The sequence below is a fragment of the Leptospiraceae bacterium genome, from assembly GCA_015075105.1.
Lineage (GTDB): Bacteria > Spirochaetota > Leptospiria > Leptospirales > Leptospiraceae > JABWCC01.
In genome coordinates this window covers 284627-302199 of record JABTUZ010000001.1, presented here as the reverse complement: position 1 = coordinate 302199, position 17573 = coordinate 284627, and the positions used below count along the sequence as shown (strand labels likewise).

The following is a 17573-nucleotide window of genomic DNA, read 5'->3' as shown; positions in this document are numbered from 1 at the left end:
GGAAATTTATAGAGAAATAGCACTATTGTCTCCGAAAATAAAATTGTGCAGAAGACAATTATTGTATTACTACTTTGTATTATCCATATAAATATTTTTGCAAATCAGGATAGCACGAAAGCCACTCAATTAGTAAAATCTGCAAATGGGATCAAGGAAAATGAATATTTTCTGACAGCGATCAATTCTTCTGTTTCTAATCTTGGAGATGAAAACGATAAAAAATTATTTAAAAGGTGTATCCAACATCATATAGAATCGAGTATCCTCTATCTGCAATTTGAAGTGGGCAAATCATACACTGAAGTGCGTCATACGCAAGAGTTGATCATTGTGCTTTATCAATCTTTATTGAATAAAAATATTGAATTTCTAAAAGAAGAATTTTCCAGACTTGGAAAATACGCAGTTCAAACCGGAAACAAAAAAGCTCTTTTTTATATGCGTCTCGGGATGAGAGACCTTGCAGTAGGAGAACAAAAAATTCTTTCTGCTAAAAATACAAGACCCTATTTATACTTATTGAAGATCAAAGACATGGTAGAGGCGCTGAAGTCTCTAAAGCAATCCGGAAAATATATTGTGCTCTTGGCTCTGATGTATGAGTCTGATTATCCTGTTGATGCAGAATTAACTAAATTTGAAGAAATAAAACACGAAATCAATCGAGCTATGTTTTCTAAAAAAGAAAAATTCAACAAAATCCACCACGATAACAATTTCTTAACTCTTAGTGGAGAAAATATGTTAAGAGATATTTGGGACAAACCGGAAATCCATGAACTTGCAACTCCACTTGAAAATATTGATCGTGCCTACCAGAGAAGAGATCCACCCATACCCAGCCCAGAAAAAAAACCTTAGTATTCTATCTTTAACTCTTTAATTCTTTTGTCTAAGGTATTTCTGTTTATTCCTAAATATTTTGCTACACGAGTTTTTGTGTATTTGAATTTTTTTAATGCAAATTGAATTAGCCTAGACTCAACCTCTCCCACCACAACCTCCATAGCTCTTCCGTCTATCGCATCTAAATTTACAGGTGAGTATAAAGAAATAGATTCATCTGTTTCACTTAACTTCCCTTGACTTATTTCTTTTTTAAAATCTGGCGGCTTTATCAACTTTTCACTTACTTCATAAAAATCAGTCTCATCTAAAATTTCATTTTGAGTAAGAACGATTGCTCGCTCTATAATATTTTCCAGCTCCCTGACATTTCCCGGCCAAGAATACTCCCTTAAGATTTTATTGGCTTCTCTTGATATCCCTTTTACACCCTTACTATTCTCTTTAGAATATTTCTCTATAAAATGAGAAATGAGAAGTGGTATATCCTCTGTCCTTTCTCTCAAAGGTGGAGGCTGAAAATTGATTACGTTCAATCTATAAAACAAGTCTGACCTAAATTTTTTTTCTGCGACTTGTCTTTCTAAATCATTATTTGTAGCAGCAAGAATTCGAATATCGATTTGTTTCGGCTTTATAGATCCAATTGCTTCGATCTCTCTTTCTTGTAAAACTCTTAACAGCTTGGACTGAAGATTCAAATCCAACTCTCCAATCTCGTCCAAAAAAATCGTCCCCCCGTCTGCCATTTCAAACTTTCCTTTTTTGTCTGCAACCGCTCCGGTAAACGAACCTTTTTTGTGACCGAATAGCTCGCTTTCCAAAAGATTTTCAGGAATCGCTGCGCAATTAATTTTTACAAAAGGTTTGTCTGCACGATTGCTGTTGTAATGAATCGCAGACGCAAGCATTTCCTTCCCAGTTCCAGACTCTCCAGTAATCAAAACAGAAGCCCTTGAATCTGCAACAATCTGAACTTTTTCAAATAATTTTTCCATAGACTTTGATTTTCCGATTAAAGAACCAAATTTATATTTTTTCTTTAGCTCTCTTTTTAAAAGAATATTTTCTCTGGAGATTTCTTTTTTTGCTTCTTCGACCAAATGCTGAATTTTAATTACTTGAAAAATAATTGATGCAACCACCTGCAAAAAATCCAAGAGCGTAGGGAAATCTGTATTTTTCGATTGAGCAAAAAAAACACTCAACACTCCGATAATGGCGTGATCGCTTTTTACAGGAACAGCGAGAAAGCTAATATTTTCAGGATTCAAATCAAAATGAGAAAGATAACCTACTCTATTCAAAAACAACGACTCTCTTGCTACCGATTGGATAATTATCGGCTCACCGGATTCAAAAACTTTTCCGGTAACTCCTTCTCCCGTGTGGTAAATTCCTCTTTCCATTTCGTCAGAGCTTAATCCAACGGCTGCAACTATTTTTAAATTTTCTTCAGTCGGATTGTATAATACAAGACTTCCCTTTTCAAGTTTCAAAGATTTTTCCATGACCATCAAAATAGAATGAAAGATTTCTTCCATGTCGAGTGAAGATGTAACTACTTTTGATATTTCGATTAACACTTGCTGGATTTTATTTTTTTGCTCCAAACTACGAAAGGTCTGAAGATTTTTAAAAATCTGTGCAGCTTGATTGGCAAGGATAGAAAGTATTGTCAGATGCTCTTGAGTAAATGCCCCAACCCTATTCGAATCCAGTGAGATCACCCCAATCACAACATCTTCTACAATCATAGGGACTGCTAACTCGGATTGAATTTCCTTCTTAATGGAAATATAACACGGATCCTTGGTTACGTCGTTTACCAATTTTCCTTTTCCTGTTGAGGCAACTATTCCCGTAACACCTTGACCGATTTTCAGTCTTACTTCTTTTTTTACCTCAGGGTTTAACCCTCTGGAAGTTACTATGTCTAAAATACCTTCTTTTTGGTTGACAAGCATTAAAGAACCGGATTCTACTCTACAAAATTGAATACACCTGTCTAAAATCAGTTCAAGAAGTCCGTCCGGATCCAAAGTGGAATTCATTGCAATAGATACTTCGTGTATGGATAAAAGGGGGTTTAAATTTTCATGGGAATCCATTTGCTTAAAAAAAACAAATTGTAAAACACAGGTCAAGAAAAATTTATCTTCGGCGAGTCTGCAAAAAGCCATTTACGGAAATAAATAAACTTAAAATTTCAGAGAAAATGCCATTCCCAGCGTTGAAAAACCCTCCTTAGAATTTTTGCAGAAGAGTCATAAATTCTAAAGAATGTGAAACTATTCAACTTGACATTCCTATATTATAGAAAACATTTACCTTTATGACCGAGTTCGATAGCATTGATCTCTTAAATTATGCCACCTATGGAAATGATTACGATGAAGAGTGGGAAGATATTCGCGTCTACATCAAGTCGAATATTTCTGCTCAAAAAGAATTAGAAGAGTTGAGGAAAAATCTTCCTGCCGCCACCAAAAGAAAAAGAGATTTTATTCCTGAAAGACGGCCGAGCCTGTCCACTGAAGATTCTACCGATTCTAAGGCAAATTTACCAGAAGAACAAAAAAAAGGCTGGTGGTCTTCCCTTCTTGGGGGCGAATGAACGATCCGGTCAAGACCTTCAATCAACTAAAAAGTATTGTAACCCCTTTTTTTAATATGGCTGTGAATACTGTGGTACACGGGATTCACAATGTCCCACCATCAGGAAAACTCATCATAGTAGGAAATCATAGAAGCGACATGGATCCTTTTGTAGTATCTGCAACTTTTCCTAGATTTATCTCTTGGGTAGCGGCAGATTATACTTTTAGAATTCCTCTTTTTAAGGATTTAATTTCTAAAGCAGGATGTATTCCAATGGCAATAGACAGTAAAGTTTCCATGTCGAGTATTAAAATGATCCAGCAAGTATTCAAAAGAGGAGAAGTACTTGGTATTTTTCCAGAGGGTCACGACTATATGGTTAGAAATGATTTTACTAAAGGAATGGTTGACTTCCACGAAGGATTCTCTGCGTTTTCTATCCGAAACAAGGTTGATATTACCCCATTTATCATCACCCCGATTGAAGAAACAATTTCAGATATTCCAATCGCGCCAATTCTAAGAGCATTCATGGGACTACCCGAAGAAGTTTGCTCTATTAAAAAAAGAGTGACCTATAAAAAAGTTTTAGTCTCTTACGGTAAAAAAATTGATCACAGAGATTATCTGAATTATTCTCTGGAAGAAGGAATGAAGAAAATTTCTAATGATACAAAAGAGCAGATGTTGGAACTTCAAGCACAAGCAAAACTTTTAGCCGGAGCATAAAATGAATAAAGAAGAGTTATTTGGACTGCCCTCAAATTTACTGATCAACTCATCTCTACTTCTCTTGAAACAAGGTCTATTGGTAAAACACAGACCGGACTTATCCGCAACAATTCCCCTAACTTCCACTTCCACAAAATATTCAAAATATCTAAAGCTAATAAAAAATGGAGAAGGACCAAAAATTAATTCCGGTATCGTTGTAGGTACTGTTAGAATGGGTTATGGTCATCATAGAATGGCGTATTCTGTTTATTCCCATGCTATAGATAAAAAAAAGGAAGTCCACCTTCACGACTTAGTAGAAATTGAATCTAAAGAAGCAAACATAGTAAAAGAGGTCGATGGGGTTTACAGCTCTCTTAGCAGATACGCATCTGAGCTTGGAGGGGGCTTAGAATGGGCGCTTGGACTTGTCACTTCTCAAGGCAATGTATATTCGCTGCAATTTTCTACCATGCTTGCAAACGATCTAAAAAATCTACTAAAAGACGTATCCTTTCACCTTCCCTATATATCTACCTACCCGATAAACGGGCAAATAGCAGCTTCATGTGGATTTGAAAAAATAGTCCATCTTGTACCGGACAATCTTCCCCAATACTTTTTACTTGTACCCAAGGCAATGAATTTAGTGCAAAGCCCATCTTCCTATATGAAATTTATTGATATGGGAATCCCAAAAGAAAATTTGGCTGTGGCAGGTCACTGGGTATCTTTTGATGTCGCTACAAATTCTATAAAAGATTCAGAAAAAAGAATAAAAAGAATCCAAAAGAGATGCCCAAAAAGACTCTTACTCCCAATCGGAGGGGCAGGGGCACAAAAGAAATATATCTTAGAGCTTTTAAAAAATCTGGGAAATAAACTACGAGATAAAGAATTGTATTTATTTCTAAATGCAGGAAATCATAAAGGCTTCTTCGATACACTAAAAGATTTTTTTGAAAAATCAAATATTGAAACAGAAATAATTTCTGACACAGATTCGCTTTTTCAATTTTGCAAAAAAAATGACCTAAGCGAAAATGAAAAAAATCTAAAGCCGGTAACCTTATTCTACTTTGAAAACTATTTTGAAGCATTTAGTACTACAGACAAACTCATCCGTATTTCAGATATACTTATTACAAAACCATCGGAGCTTGCCTTCTACCCTATTCCTAAAATATTTATTCGAAGAGTTGGGGAGCACGAAGCTCAATCTGTTTTTCGCTCCATAGAATTAGGAGAAGGGACTACTGAGTGCAGGGAAGTATCTCACTCAATGGATATGATCAATCTACTTTGCGAAGAAAAAAATTTGAGCCTAAGAATGAACGAGTGTATTATTCGAAATAGTCAAAATCAGATTTACAATGGAGCTAAATTTGCTCTTGACATGGCACTCTCCATGAAGTAAATTTCTATAAAAGGAAATATAATGAAAAAGAAAATACTTCAAACAACCATCGGTATTCTGATTTTGCTTTTTGGTTTATGTAGTTGTAACCAAAAAAAAGCAAGACTTGAAATGATTCAGGAGAAAACCAACCGGTATCTCGCTGAATTTCAAAAAGAATTGTTGGGCACACTACAGACTTCCATTCAAAAAAGTGGGACATCAGGTGCAATAGAAGTCTGTAAAGACGCATCACCTAAAATGGAAGAAAACTTTTCAAAACTCGATAAAGCTAAGTTCAGAAGAGTGTCCCTAAAAAATCGAAACCCAGATCACTTTCCAAATGATTGGGAAAAAAAGGCAATAGAAAACTGGGAAAAACAAATCTCTGAAAAACAAACAGTCAATATTTTCTTAGAAGAAACAGATACAGAAGTTCGATTTCTAAAACCGATTTTTATAATAAACGAAACTTGCTTGAAATGCCACGGTGACAAAGAAATTGATTCACAAACTAAGGAAAAAATTGCAAAGCTATATCCTTTGGACAAAGCGACAGGTTACAAGATGGGAGACTTGAGAGGTGCATTTTCAGTAATTTGGAAAAAATAATCAAATTGAATTATTTTTTCCTAAATCACAAATCTATATCTCTACCAAAATTATATTTGTAAATCAAATACTGATTTGGTAGAGATTTCTTCTGTCTTTTGTTTCTTTGTAGAGAACCATCATCACATCCATACGATAAATAGAAGAGCGAAGGCTTGCCTCAATATATCTAAGCGCACGAATCTGATTATCATAAGATATGTGGTTTAATACTGTTGTTTCAATTCTATCTGCTCTCTCTAGCACAATTTTTGTATCTATAACCCTTGGAGGAACAAAAATCATAGTTTTATTTTCATAAGCATACTCGTAGTGGATTCTCTTCTTTTTTGAGCCAAGTCGAATCTCTTTAACTTTTCCGCCTTCTTCAAAAACAAAAGAAATATATTTGTAAAGATTACTCTCATAACCTTCGTCGATTACATAAGGAATATCCTCAGTTACAATGGTTTGCTTGTTTTTTAATTCGGGTCTAAGCACAACTAATTGATCGTGTTTGGCTTCTAAATCTTTTAAACGAATTTCTATGGATTTCTCTAATTCAGCAATAATCCGAGTAAGAGACCGGGTATAAGCGCTCTGCTTGTCTTGAAAAATATCATTCTCTTTAGACGCTGCATCATCACTTTTCTGTTGAGACATAATAGGGTAAAAAGCGCTAACAAATAAAACACATAAGATAATTTTCTTTGCCATATTCAAAAACCTTCCGATAATCAATGCTACTATTTTTATTATCGACTTTTCAAGCAGGAAATATAACTTTTATAAAAAAATTGCAAAAATCTTATGCCTTTTCATAAAAGAAAAAGAATTTTTTCTAATTTACTATGTAAAATTTTTCGTATCCGTCTTCACGCTTCTCAATTGTAAGTTTTTTTTTCCTTTCCAAACTTTTTACAAGAGAATACACCAACGCAAGCGCAGTTGGAAGATGTCCGCCTGAATACACTTTTTTCCCGATTGCAGCTTCCATTAAATTTAATAAATCGGAAGGAGAGGATTCGGTAAGCCTTCTCAAAATTCCTCTTTCTAAAATATCGAGGGTTTTTTTTACAAGGTGAATAGAGCGTTTCGGGTCAGCGATTTCATCTCCATGTGCCGGCAACATTCTAACAATAGGCTCTTCTAATAATTTATCCAATGTGATTCTATAATCTCTTAAATCTCCATCAAACTCAGAATAGATCGCAGTTAGATTGGAAATAATAAGATCCCCCGAAAAATAAATACCCTCTTTTCTTAAATAGGGAGTTATATGGTAGATATTGTGCCCCGGAGTATATAAAATTTTTATTTCCCTTTCTTCTACAAATACTGAATCTCCTTGTTCCAATCCGACATCAATTTTTAAAATCGGATTTCCTTTTTTAGTCTCTTTGAATCTGGAAAAAAATTCATTCCAATATTTTTCAGTGGACTCAATTATAGAATTTCTTTCTTCTATTTTTTCAAAAGCTCTGACAAATAAATCGTTGGATGCAATTCTAAACAAATCTACACTTTCTATATAATTTCCTATTCCTTCCTGCATCCCTTTCAATCCATAAAAAATAGCTTTAGGAGAATACGATTTTAAGACAAGAGAGGCAGAGATATGGTCAATATGGTTGTGAGTGTAAATTACTTTTCTTATATCCTTTAAGGAATAGCCAATTTTTTTTAAAGAGGCTTGAAGTATTGGTAAAGATTCTATGTAGCCGGAATCAATTATCGTAAGCTCTTTTCCCGGAAGAATATAAATATTATTAGGTGCATAAAAAGGTTGAGGAAGTACAACCTTAAAGATGTGATTGCCTATGTCGGCAATTTCTGGAACGATGTTTCTTTGTGTAACTTTCAAAATCAGAGATACTAAAAAACTACAATGGATTGATTGTCATTTTACTCAATCGAAAAATAGAATAGAGACTCGCTTAGACCAAAGAAAAAAAATTATTCGGCATCCAGTAGATTGTTCAAGCTATCAATTAAATTGTTGATTTCAACTCCATACCCTATACAGGCCTGTTCAATAGTTTCAAATTCACTGATTGAACAACTGGAACAACCCCCAAGATGATAACTGGAGAGAACCAAGGCAGTATCGGGGTGAAGTGCAATAGCTTCTCCAATGGTCATATTTTTATGAAATTTTGGTGCAGTGGCACTAGTCATTGATTTCTCCAAAAAATTATTGCTATACTTTATTTAGACAGTATCAATACCATCCATGCAAGAAGAATAAAAAAAAGGAAAGTATTTTTTCATGTTTTTAGAAGAAAAAGGAAATTTTTATATTCGAATCGAATCTTTTTTTGAATCGTCCCATTACTTATACAATTATTTTCCAGAGGGGAAAGATGAAGCCTGCCATGGGCATTCTTGGAAAGTAGAAATTTATCTAAAAAGTAACGATAATATTTCGTCCGATGGAATCAGCTTTGACTTTTTAAAAATTAGAAAAATGCTAAATAAGCTTATAGACTCGATTGACCATATAACCATCAACGACCACCCTGACTTTTCGAAAATAAACCCAACCTCTGAAAATATAGCAAGATGGTTTTACTATCACTTAAAAAAAGAAGTGCATGACTCAAACGGAAAAATTATGAGAATTGTCATACACGAAGGTCAAAGCAATTTAGCCTATTTTGAGCCAATAGATAGCAAATGAAATACCACAAACTAAAATATACAAAGACTCGATTGCAAAACTAATCCGAATCGGTTTAGGAAAAATTTTTAATCCACTAATTAGAGTATGTCCCGTGAATAAAGTCATCGCACCAACTGTAATAAATAAAACTGTTCTTGTTGCCGGAGAATTTAATCCATACATTCCTACCATGACTGCGGTTAAAATTCCCACAAAAGATATAAACGCACCGTACCCCACCCATCCCAATACAACGAGCCTCAATTGCAATTTTGTACCTTGTAAAAATAAACTGACTATTCCACCTACTATTAGCTGGTGGATGATTCCCCATAAACCAAGTACCACTCCTACTGAAATCATTAGAATTTCTAAAACCGAAACACTCAAATTATACCTCTCTTAATTACAAAATTTTTCTATTCTTTTAATAAGATAGTATTTTAAAAAAATAAAAATCAATACTTCCTTTCTAAAATGGAAATTGTGCCTGCCGGGAATCGAACCCGGACATCAGGTTCCGGAGACCTGCGATCTATCCATTGAGCTACAGGCACGAATCTTAAAAGCATTCTTAAAAAAACTAAATTTTTTAGAAAGTACTTTTAGTTGAAATTTTTTATTGGAATTCTATAAAGGTAGAGTAAAAGGAAAAAAAATTGGAAGATAAGAAAAAACCTCTTTGGGTACCAGGACACAAAGAATTAGAAGAATCGAATATGGCTATGTTTACCCAATTTGTAAACTCAAATACAAATAACCAATTTCAAAGCTATAAAGATCTCTATAACTTTTCTATTAACGAAATGGAAACTTTTTGGGATTTAGTTTGTAAATTCACAGATGTAAAATTCACCAAAAACTACACGAAAGTTATCGACGATAGAAAAAAAATGCCTAATTCAAATTGGTTTTTAGACGGAAGACTCAATTTTGCAGAAAACTTATTAAAATTTAATGATGAGAAAATCGCAATTCTATCTAAATCAGAAGATAAAGAAATTCGTAGAATCAGCTTCAAAGAATTAAACGAGTCTGTAGGAAAACTATCTTTTTCTTTAAGAGAAATAGGAGTAAAATCTGGAGACAGGGTTGCTGCATTTTTACCAAATATACCGGAAACCGTAATTGCCATGCTATCTACTACAAGTATTGGGGCGCTATGGTCAAGCTCTTCTCCTGACTTTGGAACAAGTGGAGTAGTCGATAGGTTTGGGCAAATTTCTCCTAAGGTTTTATTTGCCGCAAACGGATATTATTTCAAAGGAAAAAAAATCAGCTGCATTGAGAAGATTTCTGAAATCAATAAACAAATTCCTTCTATCGAAAAGGTAGTCATTATTCCTTTTGTAGAAGGGCTAGATGATTTTTCACAAATTCCAAACTCTGTTTCTTACGATGATTTTCTAAGTAAGAAAAATAAAGAAATTCAATTTGAAGAGCTCACCGTAAACCATCCAGTTTATATCATGTATTCTTCCGGGACTACAGGTCTTCCTAAGTGCATGGTTCAAGGTGCTGGAGTTTTAATCAACCATTTGAAAGAATTGGTACTTCACACAAATTTAAAAAGAGGGGATAGAATTTTTTACTTTACTACTTGTGGCTGGATGATGTGGAATTGGCTTGTTTCTTCTCTTGCAGTAGGTGCAACTATCGTACTTTTTGATGGAAACCCATTTTACCCGGGGCCGGAAGTGCTCTGGGAATACGCTGACAAAGAAAATTTTCAAATATTCGGAACAAGTGCAAGGTACCTAACTTCCCTCGAATCAGAAAAATTTCACCCTAAAGAAAAATTTTCATTGCATAACCTTAAATCCATTCTTTCCACAGGCTCGGTTCTATCAAAAGAAAATTTTGAATTTGTTTATAAAGAAATCAAACAAGACCTTAGGCTATCTTCAATTTCAGGTGGGACTGATCTTAACGGATGCTTTGCACTTGGCTCCCCTACTCTTCCGGTTTACAAAGGTGAATTGCAGTGTAGAGGGCTTGGAATGGACGTAGATATTTTTAACTTGGAAGGAAAGAGTGTAAGAAATGAAAAAGGCGAGTTAGTCTGCAAGTCTCCATTCCCTTCTATGCCTATTTTCTTTTGGAATGATCCAGATGGCTCTAAGTACCATAAGGCTTACTTTGACGTTTACCCTAATATTTGGAGACACGGCGATTTTGCAGAAATTACGGATACTGAGGGAGTCATTATTTATGGTAGGTCTGATGCGACCTTAAATCCCGGTGGAGTAAGAATCGGTACCTCAGATATTTACAGACAACTAGAAGAATTTTCTGAAATTGACGATAGTGTAGTGATTGGACAAAATTTTCAAAACGATGAAAGAATTTTACTTTTTGTAAAAATGAAAAAAGATTTTTATTTGGACAGAGAACTCATGAAAAAAATCGAAAACAAAATTAAAAAAGAAATTTCTCCAAGGCACGTCCCTGCAAAAATCATCGAAGTCCCGGACATACCTTATACTCTAAATATGAAAAAAGTTGAGATTAGCGTAAAAAGAGCTGTTGCAGGTGAGCCTATTACAAATTTAGATGCACTCCTTAATCCCGAGTGCTTAGAGTTTTACAAAAATATTCCCGAGTTACAAACCTGAAAAACTCTAAATATTGAATTTTAGAAAAACTTAAATTGACAAATCTATTTGAAATTCAAAAAATAAGTTTTAGGAGACTAATCCATGAAAACTATATTTAAATTCGTTGTAGTATTTTTTGTAATTGCTTCGATTTCTATTTGGGCAAGACCCCCAAGAGGAAAAAGACACCACCAGAACGATCGGAATGAACGCCACAAAGCCTGCAAAGACAATATTTCTAAATTCTGCTCAAGCACTAAACCGGGAGAAGGTAGAATGAGAGATTGTCTAGAAAAAAATAAAGACAAATTGAGTGAAGGGTGTAGAAAAGCTCACAACTTCTGATGAAAAGCAAATAAGGAGGGTGTGCATACTCCCTCCTTTTTATCCGTGTAAAAATGTGGGAACTCCACCTATTTCAGCGAATTACGCGTTTAATATAAGTTTTGCACTTTTTATGTAAAAATGTGGGAACTCCACCTATTTCGGAGGATTACGCATTTAATACAAGTCTTGCACTTTTTGTGCAAAAATGTGGGAACTCCACTTATTTCGGAGGATTACGCGTTTAATACAAGTTTTGCACTTTTTGTGTAAAAATGTGGGAACTCCACCTATTTCGGCGAATTACGCGTTTAATATAAGTTTTGCACTTTTTGTGCAAAAATGTGGGAACTCCACTTATTTCGGAGGATTACGCATTTAATACAAGGCTTGTATAAATTATTGCAAAAAGTAAAAAAATAAATGACATAATAATATTATTAAGTAAAATCTTCTTGACTTTATAGTGCAGTGCAAAATAATGGAGATTGAATGATTATAGTTAGTTATTCAAAGGACTGTACAATGGAAACGAAATTACAGGATATAGTAAATGTTGGAATTGGGGCACTTCAGACTTCTAAAGAGGTTTGGGAAAAAATGGTAAACAATCTCTCAAAGAAAAAAGATTCAATGCAAGGAGCTTTTGAAGGTTTTAGAAAAAGTGGAGAGACAAACTTTAGCGATAATGCGGTAAAACTGAAAGTCAATTTAGCTTGGAGTCTGGTAAGATTTGATGAGCTAAAAGAAAATATTGAAAAATATTTTAATAAAAAAGAGAAGTAAGTGAGATCTCAAGTAAGCCACAAATTCTAAAAACTCTATTCTTACAGAAATGTGGCTATTTGATTTAGACCCCGCACTGTTTTTTCCGGGGTGTGGTAATTTTGAATAAATTCTTCTTGTTCCTTAGTTTCAATTGCCCTCTCACTTCTCGATTCTCTCACGATTGCAATTGCATCATCTCCCGATAGATTAAATTTACCTTTTATAAAAGTCGCAGCGATCGTACCTGATCTGCCAAGCCCACCTACACAATGGATTAATACATTACGACGATTTTCTAACTCTTGATTGACCCAAATTATGATTTGATCCATTACTTCTTTTGAAGGAATTCCTTGATCTTTTATGGGAATATGCATCGAGATGAGTCCAGAATCTTTATAAGACGATAGCAGATTTTCTACGCCATATTCAGTGAACTCATTCATCGTCATCAAACAGAGAACACTTTGAATATTATTCTCGCGTATTGTTTGAATATCATCTTTTAAATTTCTATTGCGATCTTTTCTTCCGGGAAGAATTGTAATCCCTATTTTGTTCGGCTCTAATTTAGACAAATTTAAAAAATCCACTCTTAACTCTTTAGATTTTTTTAAATATTCTTGAATTTTTTTAGAGCACAAAGAGCCGGTGTACAATGCCCACTGCTTTTGCAAGTCACTCGACTCATCAAATGAAAGGGTGTGCATCGCATAACGCACTATAGGAACATATAGCTGATAAGGGTCTCTATCGGATTGAATGAGCGAAGGATAGAACTGCCTTAGCTTTACGATAGTGTTTAGCGCTTTGATAATGAAAGGATTTTTAAATTCAGACACTCTTTCATTTGTAACAGGAATCCCTAAGTCAGGACAATTAATCAATATATCCGTTAAGCGAAACCCTTCTTTTAAATCTTCTTCATTTTCAATTTTAGTAAATATATATAAAATATCATTTTCTAACTTCACTAAATCTTTTAAAATATGACCTCTATGAGTATGAAAATAATCAATGATCCACACATTCTCTTGTGAATCAATTATAATGTTCGCTCCATTTAAATCTCCGTGTACGTAGGACATGTAATGAGATACAGAGTTATACTCCCTTAGAGAATCCAAATCTCTTTCATAAAAATTGCATATATTGGGAATAAACTCTCCTTTTAATATTTCTATTTTTTCTCCATTAGCTTTTTTTCCTATCAAAGATTCGATATTTTTACGGATAGAAGATGCATATTTATTTTGAAAATCATAGTAATGCAGAAGATTTAATTTTTCTGATCTTGCAGCTTCATAAAGCCTTCCGAGTTGATTTAAAAATACTATTTCTAAAATTTTATGAATTTTCTCGATATCTTCAGATTTTGCGTATAATTTTTGAAAAGTTTTTACATCTCCGTCGAGCATAGCTGCGTATCGATATTTAATCCCACCCCTGTCTTCAAGCTCAGCAAAATCTACAATATTGGGGGCGTTATTCCCCAGCACTTCTTGGATTCTCTCAAATGAATTTCTTTCTCTTGCGATTGAATTTCTCTCCCCAACTTTCACTACTGTGGGAACTTGAATATGTCCAAGTACATCATGTCCCTTCGCTTTCAAAACAAGATTTCCGGAAAACCCACCATCTAAACATTCTAACTCTACTGTCTTGCAATCTCGAAACAAATAGGATAGTATTTTCTTATCAGTGTCTTTTATTTCATACCCGGGCTCAAACAATAGTTTTTCTAAACTTTTATCACCATGAATATTCCCAGTAAGTTTTGGCATTGAATTTGTCAGGTGGTGAGTAAAAGCACCAATAGATGAAAATATTTTTACACCGAGTATATCATGAAGTTGATCCAAAGCTATAAAGTGCATTGCCCTTGAAGAACTTGCTGTCAGTGCACTACAAGTAACAACCTCAAAATTCGGATAGCGTGTAATTAAATCATATGCCAAGAAAAATATTTTTGCTTCAGTCCATACTCCGATGATTCCTACTTTTATTTTTTCATTTTTGAATGGAGTTAAAATTCTTTCAAGATTCGTATTTAAAAAATCGTTTAACCCGCTTGCGTTTACAATGCTATGCTTTCTACTTGGAAGAATTTTTTTTTCAAATACAAATTCTGCACCTTTTGTGTTTTTCAAACAATGATCACCAAAATACTTCAAGTGTTGTTTCTGATCTTGATCTTTAGGATCGTGCCAATCTCGAATATGAATGATTTCTAAATCTTCTTCCGAACAAAGGTAGGCCCACTCCATAACAGAATCTATCGGGCCTTCCTCTGCTTTTTCACTTAACAGTCTTTTTGCTTCTTCAAATCCGACATGAAGAAGGTTGGGGATTGGATCATATTTTTGTAATAATTCTACAAAATCATTTTGTAAGCATTGCGTGATAAGGATAGACTTAGGCATTACTGATTTTAGATTATTTCAACTTTTCAGGCATGATAGAATCAACATAGTTTTTTAAATCACTTAAAACCTTCTCTCTTTCTTCAGGTGTTTCATTCATAAGTTCATGGTATAGCCCTTGATAAATCTTAAATTGTTTATTTTTATAGATCAAGTGTTGGTACAATTCTTTTGAGCCTTCTATATCAACGATACCGTCTTCACTTCCATGAATTAAATAGACCGGAACCTTGATAATTCCCGCTTTTTCTCGAATGGATCTGGAGAGATTGAAAAGATTCGTAGCCATCTGAAAAGATACCTTACCGTGAACTAAAGGGTCTGCTTTGTATGCATCAATAGTAGATGGGTCGTTGCTAAGATATTTTAAATCCAATCCTGCATCCAATGTAACAGCAGGAAAAAAGTTTGCTAAAAACCCGGCTATTTTTTTCTTAATCTGCTTGTCTAAATTCATTTTTACTTTGATTGCGGGAGAACAAACTAACAGGGCAATTAAACTTTCCTGATTGATCCCCTGAATCGCATATTGTAAAACAATCACTCCACCAAGAGAATGACCAAGTAAGAAAACTTTCTGCACTTTTTCTTTTTCTTTTACAATCTTGATAAGATCGCTTAAATCATCTATGTATAGTTGAAATTGATCGACGTGTCCCCTTTTTCCTTCAGAGCGACCATGACCTCTTGAATCTAAGGCATAAAAATTCATATCGCTATTTTGGAATTTGTCTAATAAGTTACCGTACCTGTCGCTATGCTCCCCAAAACCATGCTGAAATACCATGACCCTGCCAGTGCCCGGTTTTACTTTCTGCCAAGATTGGTAGAATAATTTAGTTCCATCAATAGATGAATGAAAAAAGTCTTGAGTGTTATTGTATGCCATAGTATTTTCCAAATCTAAACATAAAAAATGAGAAATTAGAAAACAGGTCAAGTGATTTCTAAAAATTGTGATTTTTAATTTTCACTTGAGTAATTTATGATAAGAATCATTTTAGCGAAACTGAGGGAAAAATATGACAGCAACCGCAATGGATAAATCCAATACTTCTTTACTTCGTTTTCTCGGATTGGGTGAACTTGCCAACCACGGGTGGAGGGCAATTCTTGCCTTTTGGATGATTATCGGAATGGCCTTTTTTCTATTTGGAGACCAAAACTTAATCGCACCTAATTTAAAAAATATCGCTCACTCTTTTATGATTACCGAGCAAAAAGATATTGATTGGTATATGGGGGGGCTAATCCCAATCTTATTTTTCATCCTTGGGGGGGCAGTTTCTTTAAGCATGGGCTATTTAGCTCAAAAATTCAGTAGAAAAAATCTACTCTTAACTTCAGTTTTAATGGGAGAAATTCCTTGCCTATTGACAGCTTATTCAAGTTCCTATACAGAATTTGTAGTCTATCGTACATTGTGCGGCTTTGGTCTTGGAGGAATGTTCCCATTATTATTTTCTGTCATAGGAGACTATTTTTCACCAAAATCGAGGGCTACCGCATCCGCTTGGATTTCTCTTGCGATGGGCCTTGGAATAGGGGTTGGTCAATTAGCCGGAGGAATTCTGGGGGAAAGAGACCCAATCGATGGTTGGAGAACAAGCTTTGTAGTGATGGCGCTTCCTTCATTTCTATTTGCAGCAGTCTATGCTATTTTTTGCAAAGAGCCAACTAGAGGTGGTGCAGAAAAAGAGCTTCAAGGTGTAGAACAAGATGAACTTAGCCACAAACTTAGCTGGCAAGACGTGAAATTATTATTTTCCAATAAAACAAATATTGGAATTTTTTTGCAAGGTATTCCAGGATGTATTCCTTGGGGAGTGTTTTTTGTATTTTTAGTAGATTATTATGAATCTGTATATAGGATGGGAAAGACGGAAGCAACAGGTCTTTTGACATTTGCTGCAATAGGAGTATTTCTTGGAACTTTTTCAGGAGGTCTTATCGGGCAGTGGTTATACAATAAGAAGAAAATTCTACAATCTATTTTTTCTATGGCAATGGTTTTTGTGGGAATTATCCCCTGTTTGTATTTACTCCACGCAGGTGAATTAGTCAAATCTCCATCATTTATCTTTATGAATATCGTTGCAGGTTTTTTCATCTCTCTCACAGGTGCCAATGTACGTGCAATCCTTATAAGCACCAATACTGCAAAAACACGCAGTGCGATCTTTTCATTATACAACCTGACTGATGACCTGGGGAAAGGACTTGGTCCGGCCATTAGCGCAATTATTCTTGGGTTGATTCCAGACAGGGGAAATGCTCTAAGTATTTCTATCTTATTCTGGATACCTTGTGGTCTCGCATGGTTTCTTGTAATAAATAATGTAGAAAAAGACGAAGAGGCTGTGCACGAATACAATAAAATTGAAGCCGAGCGATTGAGAAAAGCAACTTAATTTTTTTCCAACAAATTCCATTTTAGGGAAGTTTTTTATTTTAGCCCAGCCCTTGCGTTGCAAGAGGCGGGCTATCTAGTAAATAATGATTTATCTTAAATATTTGAGGGTGTTTTTTTTCAAGAATGACTTTTTGCAGGTGATCCATTTATTGAGTTCGTGTTTTATACTAATAGTAGAGATTTTCTGCAAAAATGTGGGATCTCCACTCTTTTCTGTTAAGTGCATGCTTTATAC

At 34.6% G+C, this 17573-nt stretch carries 17 protein-coding genes and 1 tRNA gene; 10 read left to right on the top strand and 8 right to left on the bottom strand.

The window, feature by feature from the left end; translation table 11 throughout:
* The first annotated feature begins 45 nt into the window (after positions 1-45).
* Positions 46-864, top strand: coding sequence for a hypothetical protein (locus HS129_01525; protein MBE7410735.1), 819 nt, complete (start codon positions 46-48; stop codon positions 862-864).
* Here the strand turns inward: HS129_01525 and HS129_01520 are convergent.
* Positions 861-2903, bottom strand: coding sequence for a sigma 54-interacting transcriptional regulator (locus HS129_01520; GenBank protein MBE7410734.1), 2043 nt, complete (start codon positions 2901-2903; stop codon positions 861-863). The two genes, HS129_01525 and HS129_01520, sit on opposite strands and share 4 nt — an antisense overlap.
* Positions 2904-3184: 281 nt before the next feature.
* Between HS129_01520 and HS129_01515 the strand changes: the two genes are divergently transcribed.
* From HS129_01515 to HS129_01500, 4 genes are read left to right on the top strand one after another with little or no spacing between them, the layout of a single operon-like run.
* Positions 3185-3466: a hypothetical protein gene (locus HS129_01515; protein ID MBE7410733.1), complete on the top strand. Its 282-nt coding sequence runs from the start codon at positions 3185-3187 to the stop codon at positions 3464-3466.
* On the top strand, positions 3463-4179 hold the full coding sequence (locus HS129_01510) for a 1-acyl-sn-glycerol-3-phosphate acyltransferase (protein MBE7410732.1): 717 nt from the start codon (positions 3463-3465) through the stop codon (positions 4177-4179). The genes HS129_01515 and HS129_01510 overlap by 4 nt, the downstream gene beginning before the upstream one ends.
* A gap of 1 nt (position 4180) precedes the next feature.
* Positions 4181-5581, top strand: coding sequence for a hypothetical protein (locus HS129_01505; protein MBE7410731.1), 1401 nt, complete (start codon positions 4181-4183; stop codon positions 5579-5581).
* A 21-nt stretch (positions 5582-5602) separates the two neighbouring features.
* Positions 5603-6172, top strand: a complete 570-nt coding sequence (locus HS129_01500; protein MBE7410730.1) for a DUF3365 domain-containing protein — start codon at positions 5603-5605, stop codon at positions 6170-6172.
* Positions 6173-6235: 63 nt separating this feature from the next.
* Here the strand turns inward: HS129_01500 and HS129_01495 are convergent, their stop codons facing one another.
* From HS129_01495 to HS129_01485, 3 genes are all read right to left on the bottom strand, one after another.
* On the bottom strand, positions 6236-6868 hold the full coding sequence (locus HS129_01495) for a hypothetical protein (GenBank protein MBE7410729.1): 633 nt from the start codon (positions 6866-6868) through the stop codon (positions 6236-6238).
* 124 nt (positions 6869-6992) lie between these two features.
* Positions 6993-8015, bottom strand: a complete 1023-nt coding sequence (locus tag HS129_01490) for an MBL fold metallo-hydrolase (GenBank protein MBE7410728.1) — start codon at positions 8013-8015, stop codon at positions 6993-6995.
* Between the two features lie 92 nt (positions 8016-8107).
* The gene (locus HS129_01485; GenBank protein MBE7410727.1) at positions 8108-8329 is read right to left on the bottom strand and encodes a DUF1858 domain-containing protein; all 222 of its coding nucleotides are present in this window, start codon (positions 8327-8329) and stop codon (positions 8108-8110) included.
* Between the two features lie 91 nt (positions 8330-8420).
* Between HS129_01485 and HS129_01480 the strand changes: the two genes are divergently transcribed.
* On the top strand, positions 8421-8831 hold the full coding sequence (locus HS129_01480; protein MBE7410726.1) for a 6-carboxytetrahydropterin synthase: 411 nt from the start codon (positions 8421-8423) through the stop codon (positions 8829-8831).
* Here the strand turns inward: HS129_01480 and HS129_01475 are convergent.
* Complete coding sequence (locus tag HS129_01475; protein ID MBE7410725.1) at positions 8799-9203, bottom strand: hypothetical protein; 405 nt, start codon at positions 9201-9203, stop codon at positions 8799-8801. The two genes, HS129_01480 and HS129_01475, sit on opposite strands and share 33 nt — an antisense overlap.
* Positions 9204-9298: 95 nt before the next feature.
* Positions 9299-9370 (bottom strand) — tRNA-Arg (locus HS129_01470).
* Positions 9371-9472: 102 nt separating this feature from the next.
* Between HS129_01470 and HS129_01465 the strand changes: the two genes are divergently transcribed.
* From HS129_01465 to HS129_01455, 3 genes are all read left to right on the top strand, one after another.
* On the top strand, positions 9473-11428 hold the full coding sequence (locus HS129_01465) for an acetoacetate--CoA ligase (GenBank protein MBE7410724.1): 1956 nt from the start codon (positions 9473-9475) through the stop codon (positions 11426-11428).
* A gap of 84 nt (positions 11429-11512) precedes the next feature.
* Positions 11513-11755 (top strand): hypothetical protein, encoded by a 243-nt coding sequence (locus HS129_01460; GenBank protein ID MBE7410723.1) that lies wholly within the window; start codon positions 11513-11515, stop codon positions 11753-11755.
* Between the two features lie 504 nt (positions 11756-12259).
* Positions 12260-12520 carry a hypothetical protein gene (locus HS129_01455; protein ID MBE7410722.1) on the top strand — a complete coding sequence of 87 codons (261 nt, stop codon included), beginning with the start codon at positions 12260-12262 and terminating at the stop codon, positions 12518-12520.
* A gap of 41 nt (positions 12521-12561) precedes the next feature.
* Here the strand turns inward: HS129_01455 and HS129_01450 are convergent, their stop codons facing one another.
* Together HS129_01450 and HS129_01445 are read right to left on the bottom strand one after the other, a co-directional pair.
* Entirely contained in the window at positions 12562-14925 is a 2364-nt protein-coding gene (locus HS129_01450) for an isochorismatase family protein (protein ID MBE7410721.1), read from the bottom strand.
* 13 nt (positions 14926-14938) lie between these two features.
* Entirely contained in the window at positions 14939-15814 is an 876-nt protein-coding gene (locus tag HS129_01445) for an alpha/beta hydrolase (protein ID MBE7410720.1), read from the bottom strand.
* A 148-nt stretch (positions 15815-15962) separates the two neighbouring features.
* Here HS129_01445 and HS129_01440 point away from each other — a divergent pair, with 148 nt between their 5' ends.
* Positions 15963-17336: an MFS transporter gene (locus HS129_01440; GenBank protein ID MBE7410719.1), complete on the top strand. Its 1374-nt coding sequence runs from the start codon at positions 15963-15965 to the stop codon at positions 17334-17336.
* Positions 17337-17573: the final 237 nt, after the last annotated feature.

Bases quoted from the DNA above. Each gene is read 5' to 3' on its own strand.
- HS129_01495 (MBE7410729.1), bottom strand. From the start codon at position 6,868: ATGGCAAAGAAAATTATCTTATGTGTTTTATTTGTTAGCGCTTTTTAC.
- HS129_01515 (MBE7410733.1), top strand. From the start codon at position 3,185: ATGACCGAGTTCGATAGCATTGATCTCTTAAATTATGCCACCTATGGA.
- HS129_01450 (MBE7410721.1), bottom strand. From the start codon at position 14,925: ATGCCTAAGTCTATCCTTATCACGCAATGCTTACAAAATGATTTTGTA.
- HS129_01445 (MBE7410720.1), bottom strand. From the start codon at position 15,814: ATGGCATACAATAACACTCAAGACTTTTTTCATTCATCTATTGATGGA.
- HS129_01510 (MBE7410732.1), top strand. From the start codon at position 3,463: ATGAACGATCCGGTCAAGACCTTCAATCAACTAAAAAGTATTGTAACC.
- HS129_01485 (MBE7410727.1), bottom strand. From the start codon at position 8,329: ATGACTAGTGCCACTGCACCAAAATTTCATAAAAATATGACCATTGGA.
- HS129_01455 (MBE7410722.1), top strand. From the start codon at position 12,260: ATGGAAACGAAATTACAGGATATAGTAAATGTTGGAATTGGGGCACTT.
- HS129_01460 (MBE7410723.1), top strand. From the start codon at position 11,513: ATGAAAACTATATTTAAATTCGTTGTAGTATTTTTTGTAATTGCTTCG.
- HS129_01505 (MBE7410731.1), top strand. From the start codon at position 4,181: ATGAATAAAGAAGAGTTATTTGGACTGCCCTCAAATTTACTGATCAAC.
- HS129_01500 (MBE7410730.1), top strand. From the start codon at position 5,603: ATGAAAAAGAAAATACTTCAAACAACCATCGGTATTCTGATTTTGCTT.
- HS129_01520 (MBE7410734.1), bottom strand. From the start codon at position 2,903: ATGAATTCCACTTTGGATCCGGACGGACTTCTTGAACTGATTTTAGAC.
- HS129_01440 (MBE7410719.1), top strand. From the start codon at position 15,963: ATGGATAAATCCAATACTTCTTTACTTCGTTTTCTCGGATTGGGTGAA.
- HS129_01480 (MBE7410726.1), top strand. From the start codon at position 8,421: ATGTTTTTAGAAGAAAAAGGAAATTTTTATATTCGAATCGAATCTTTT.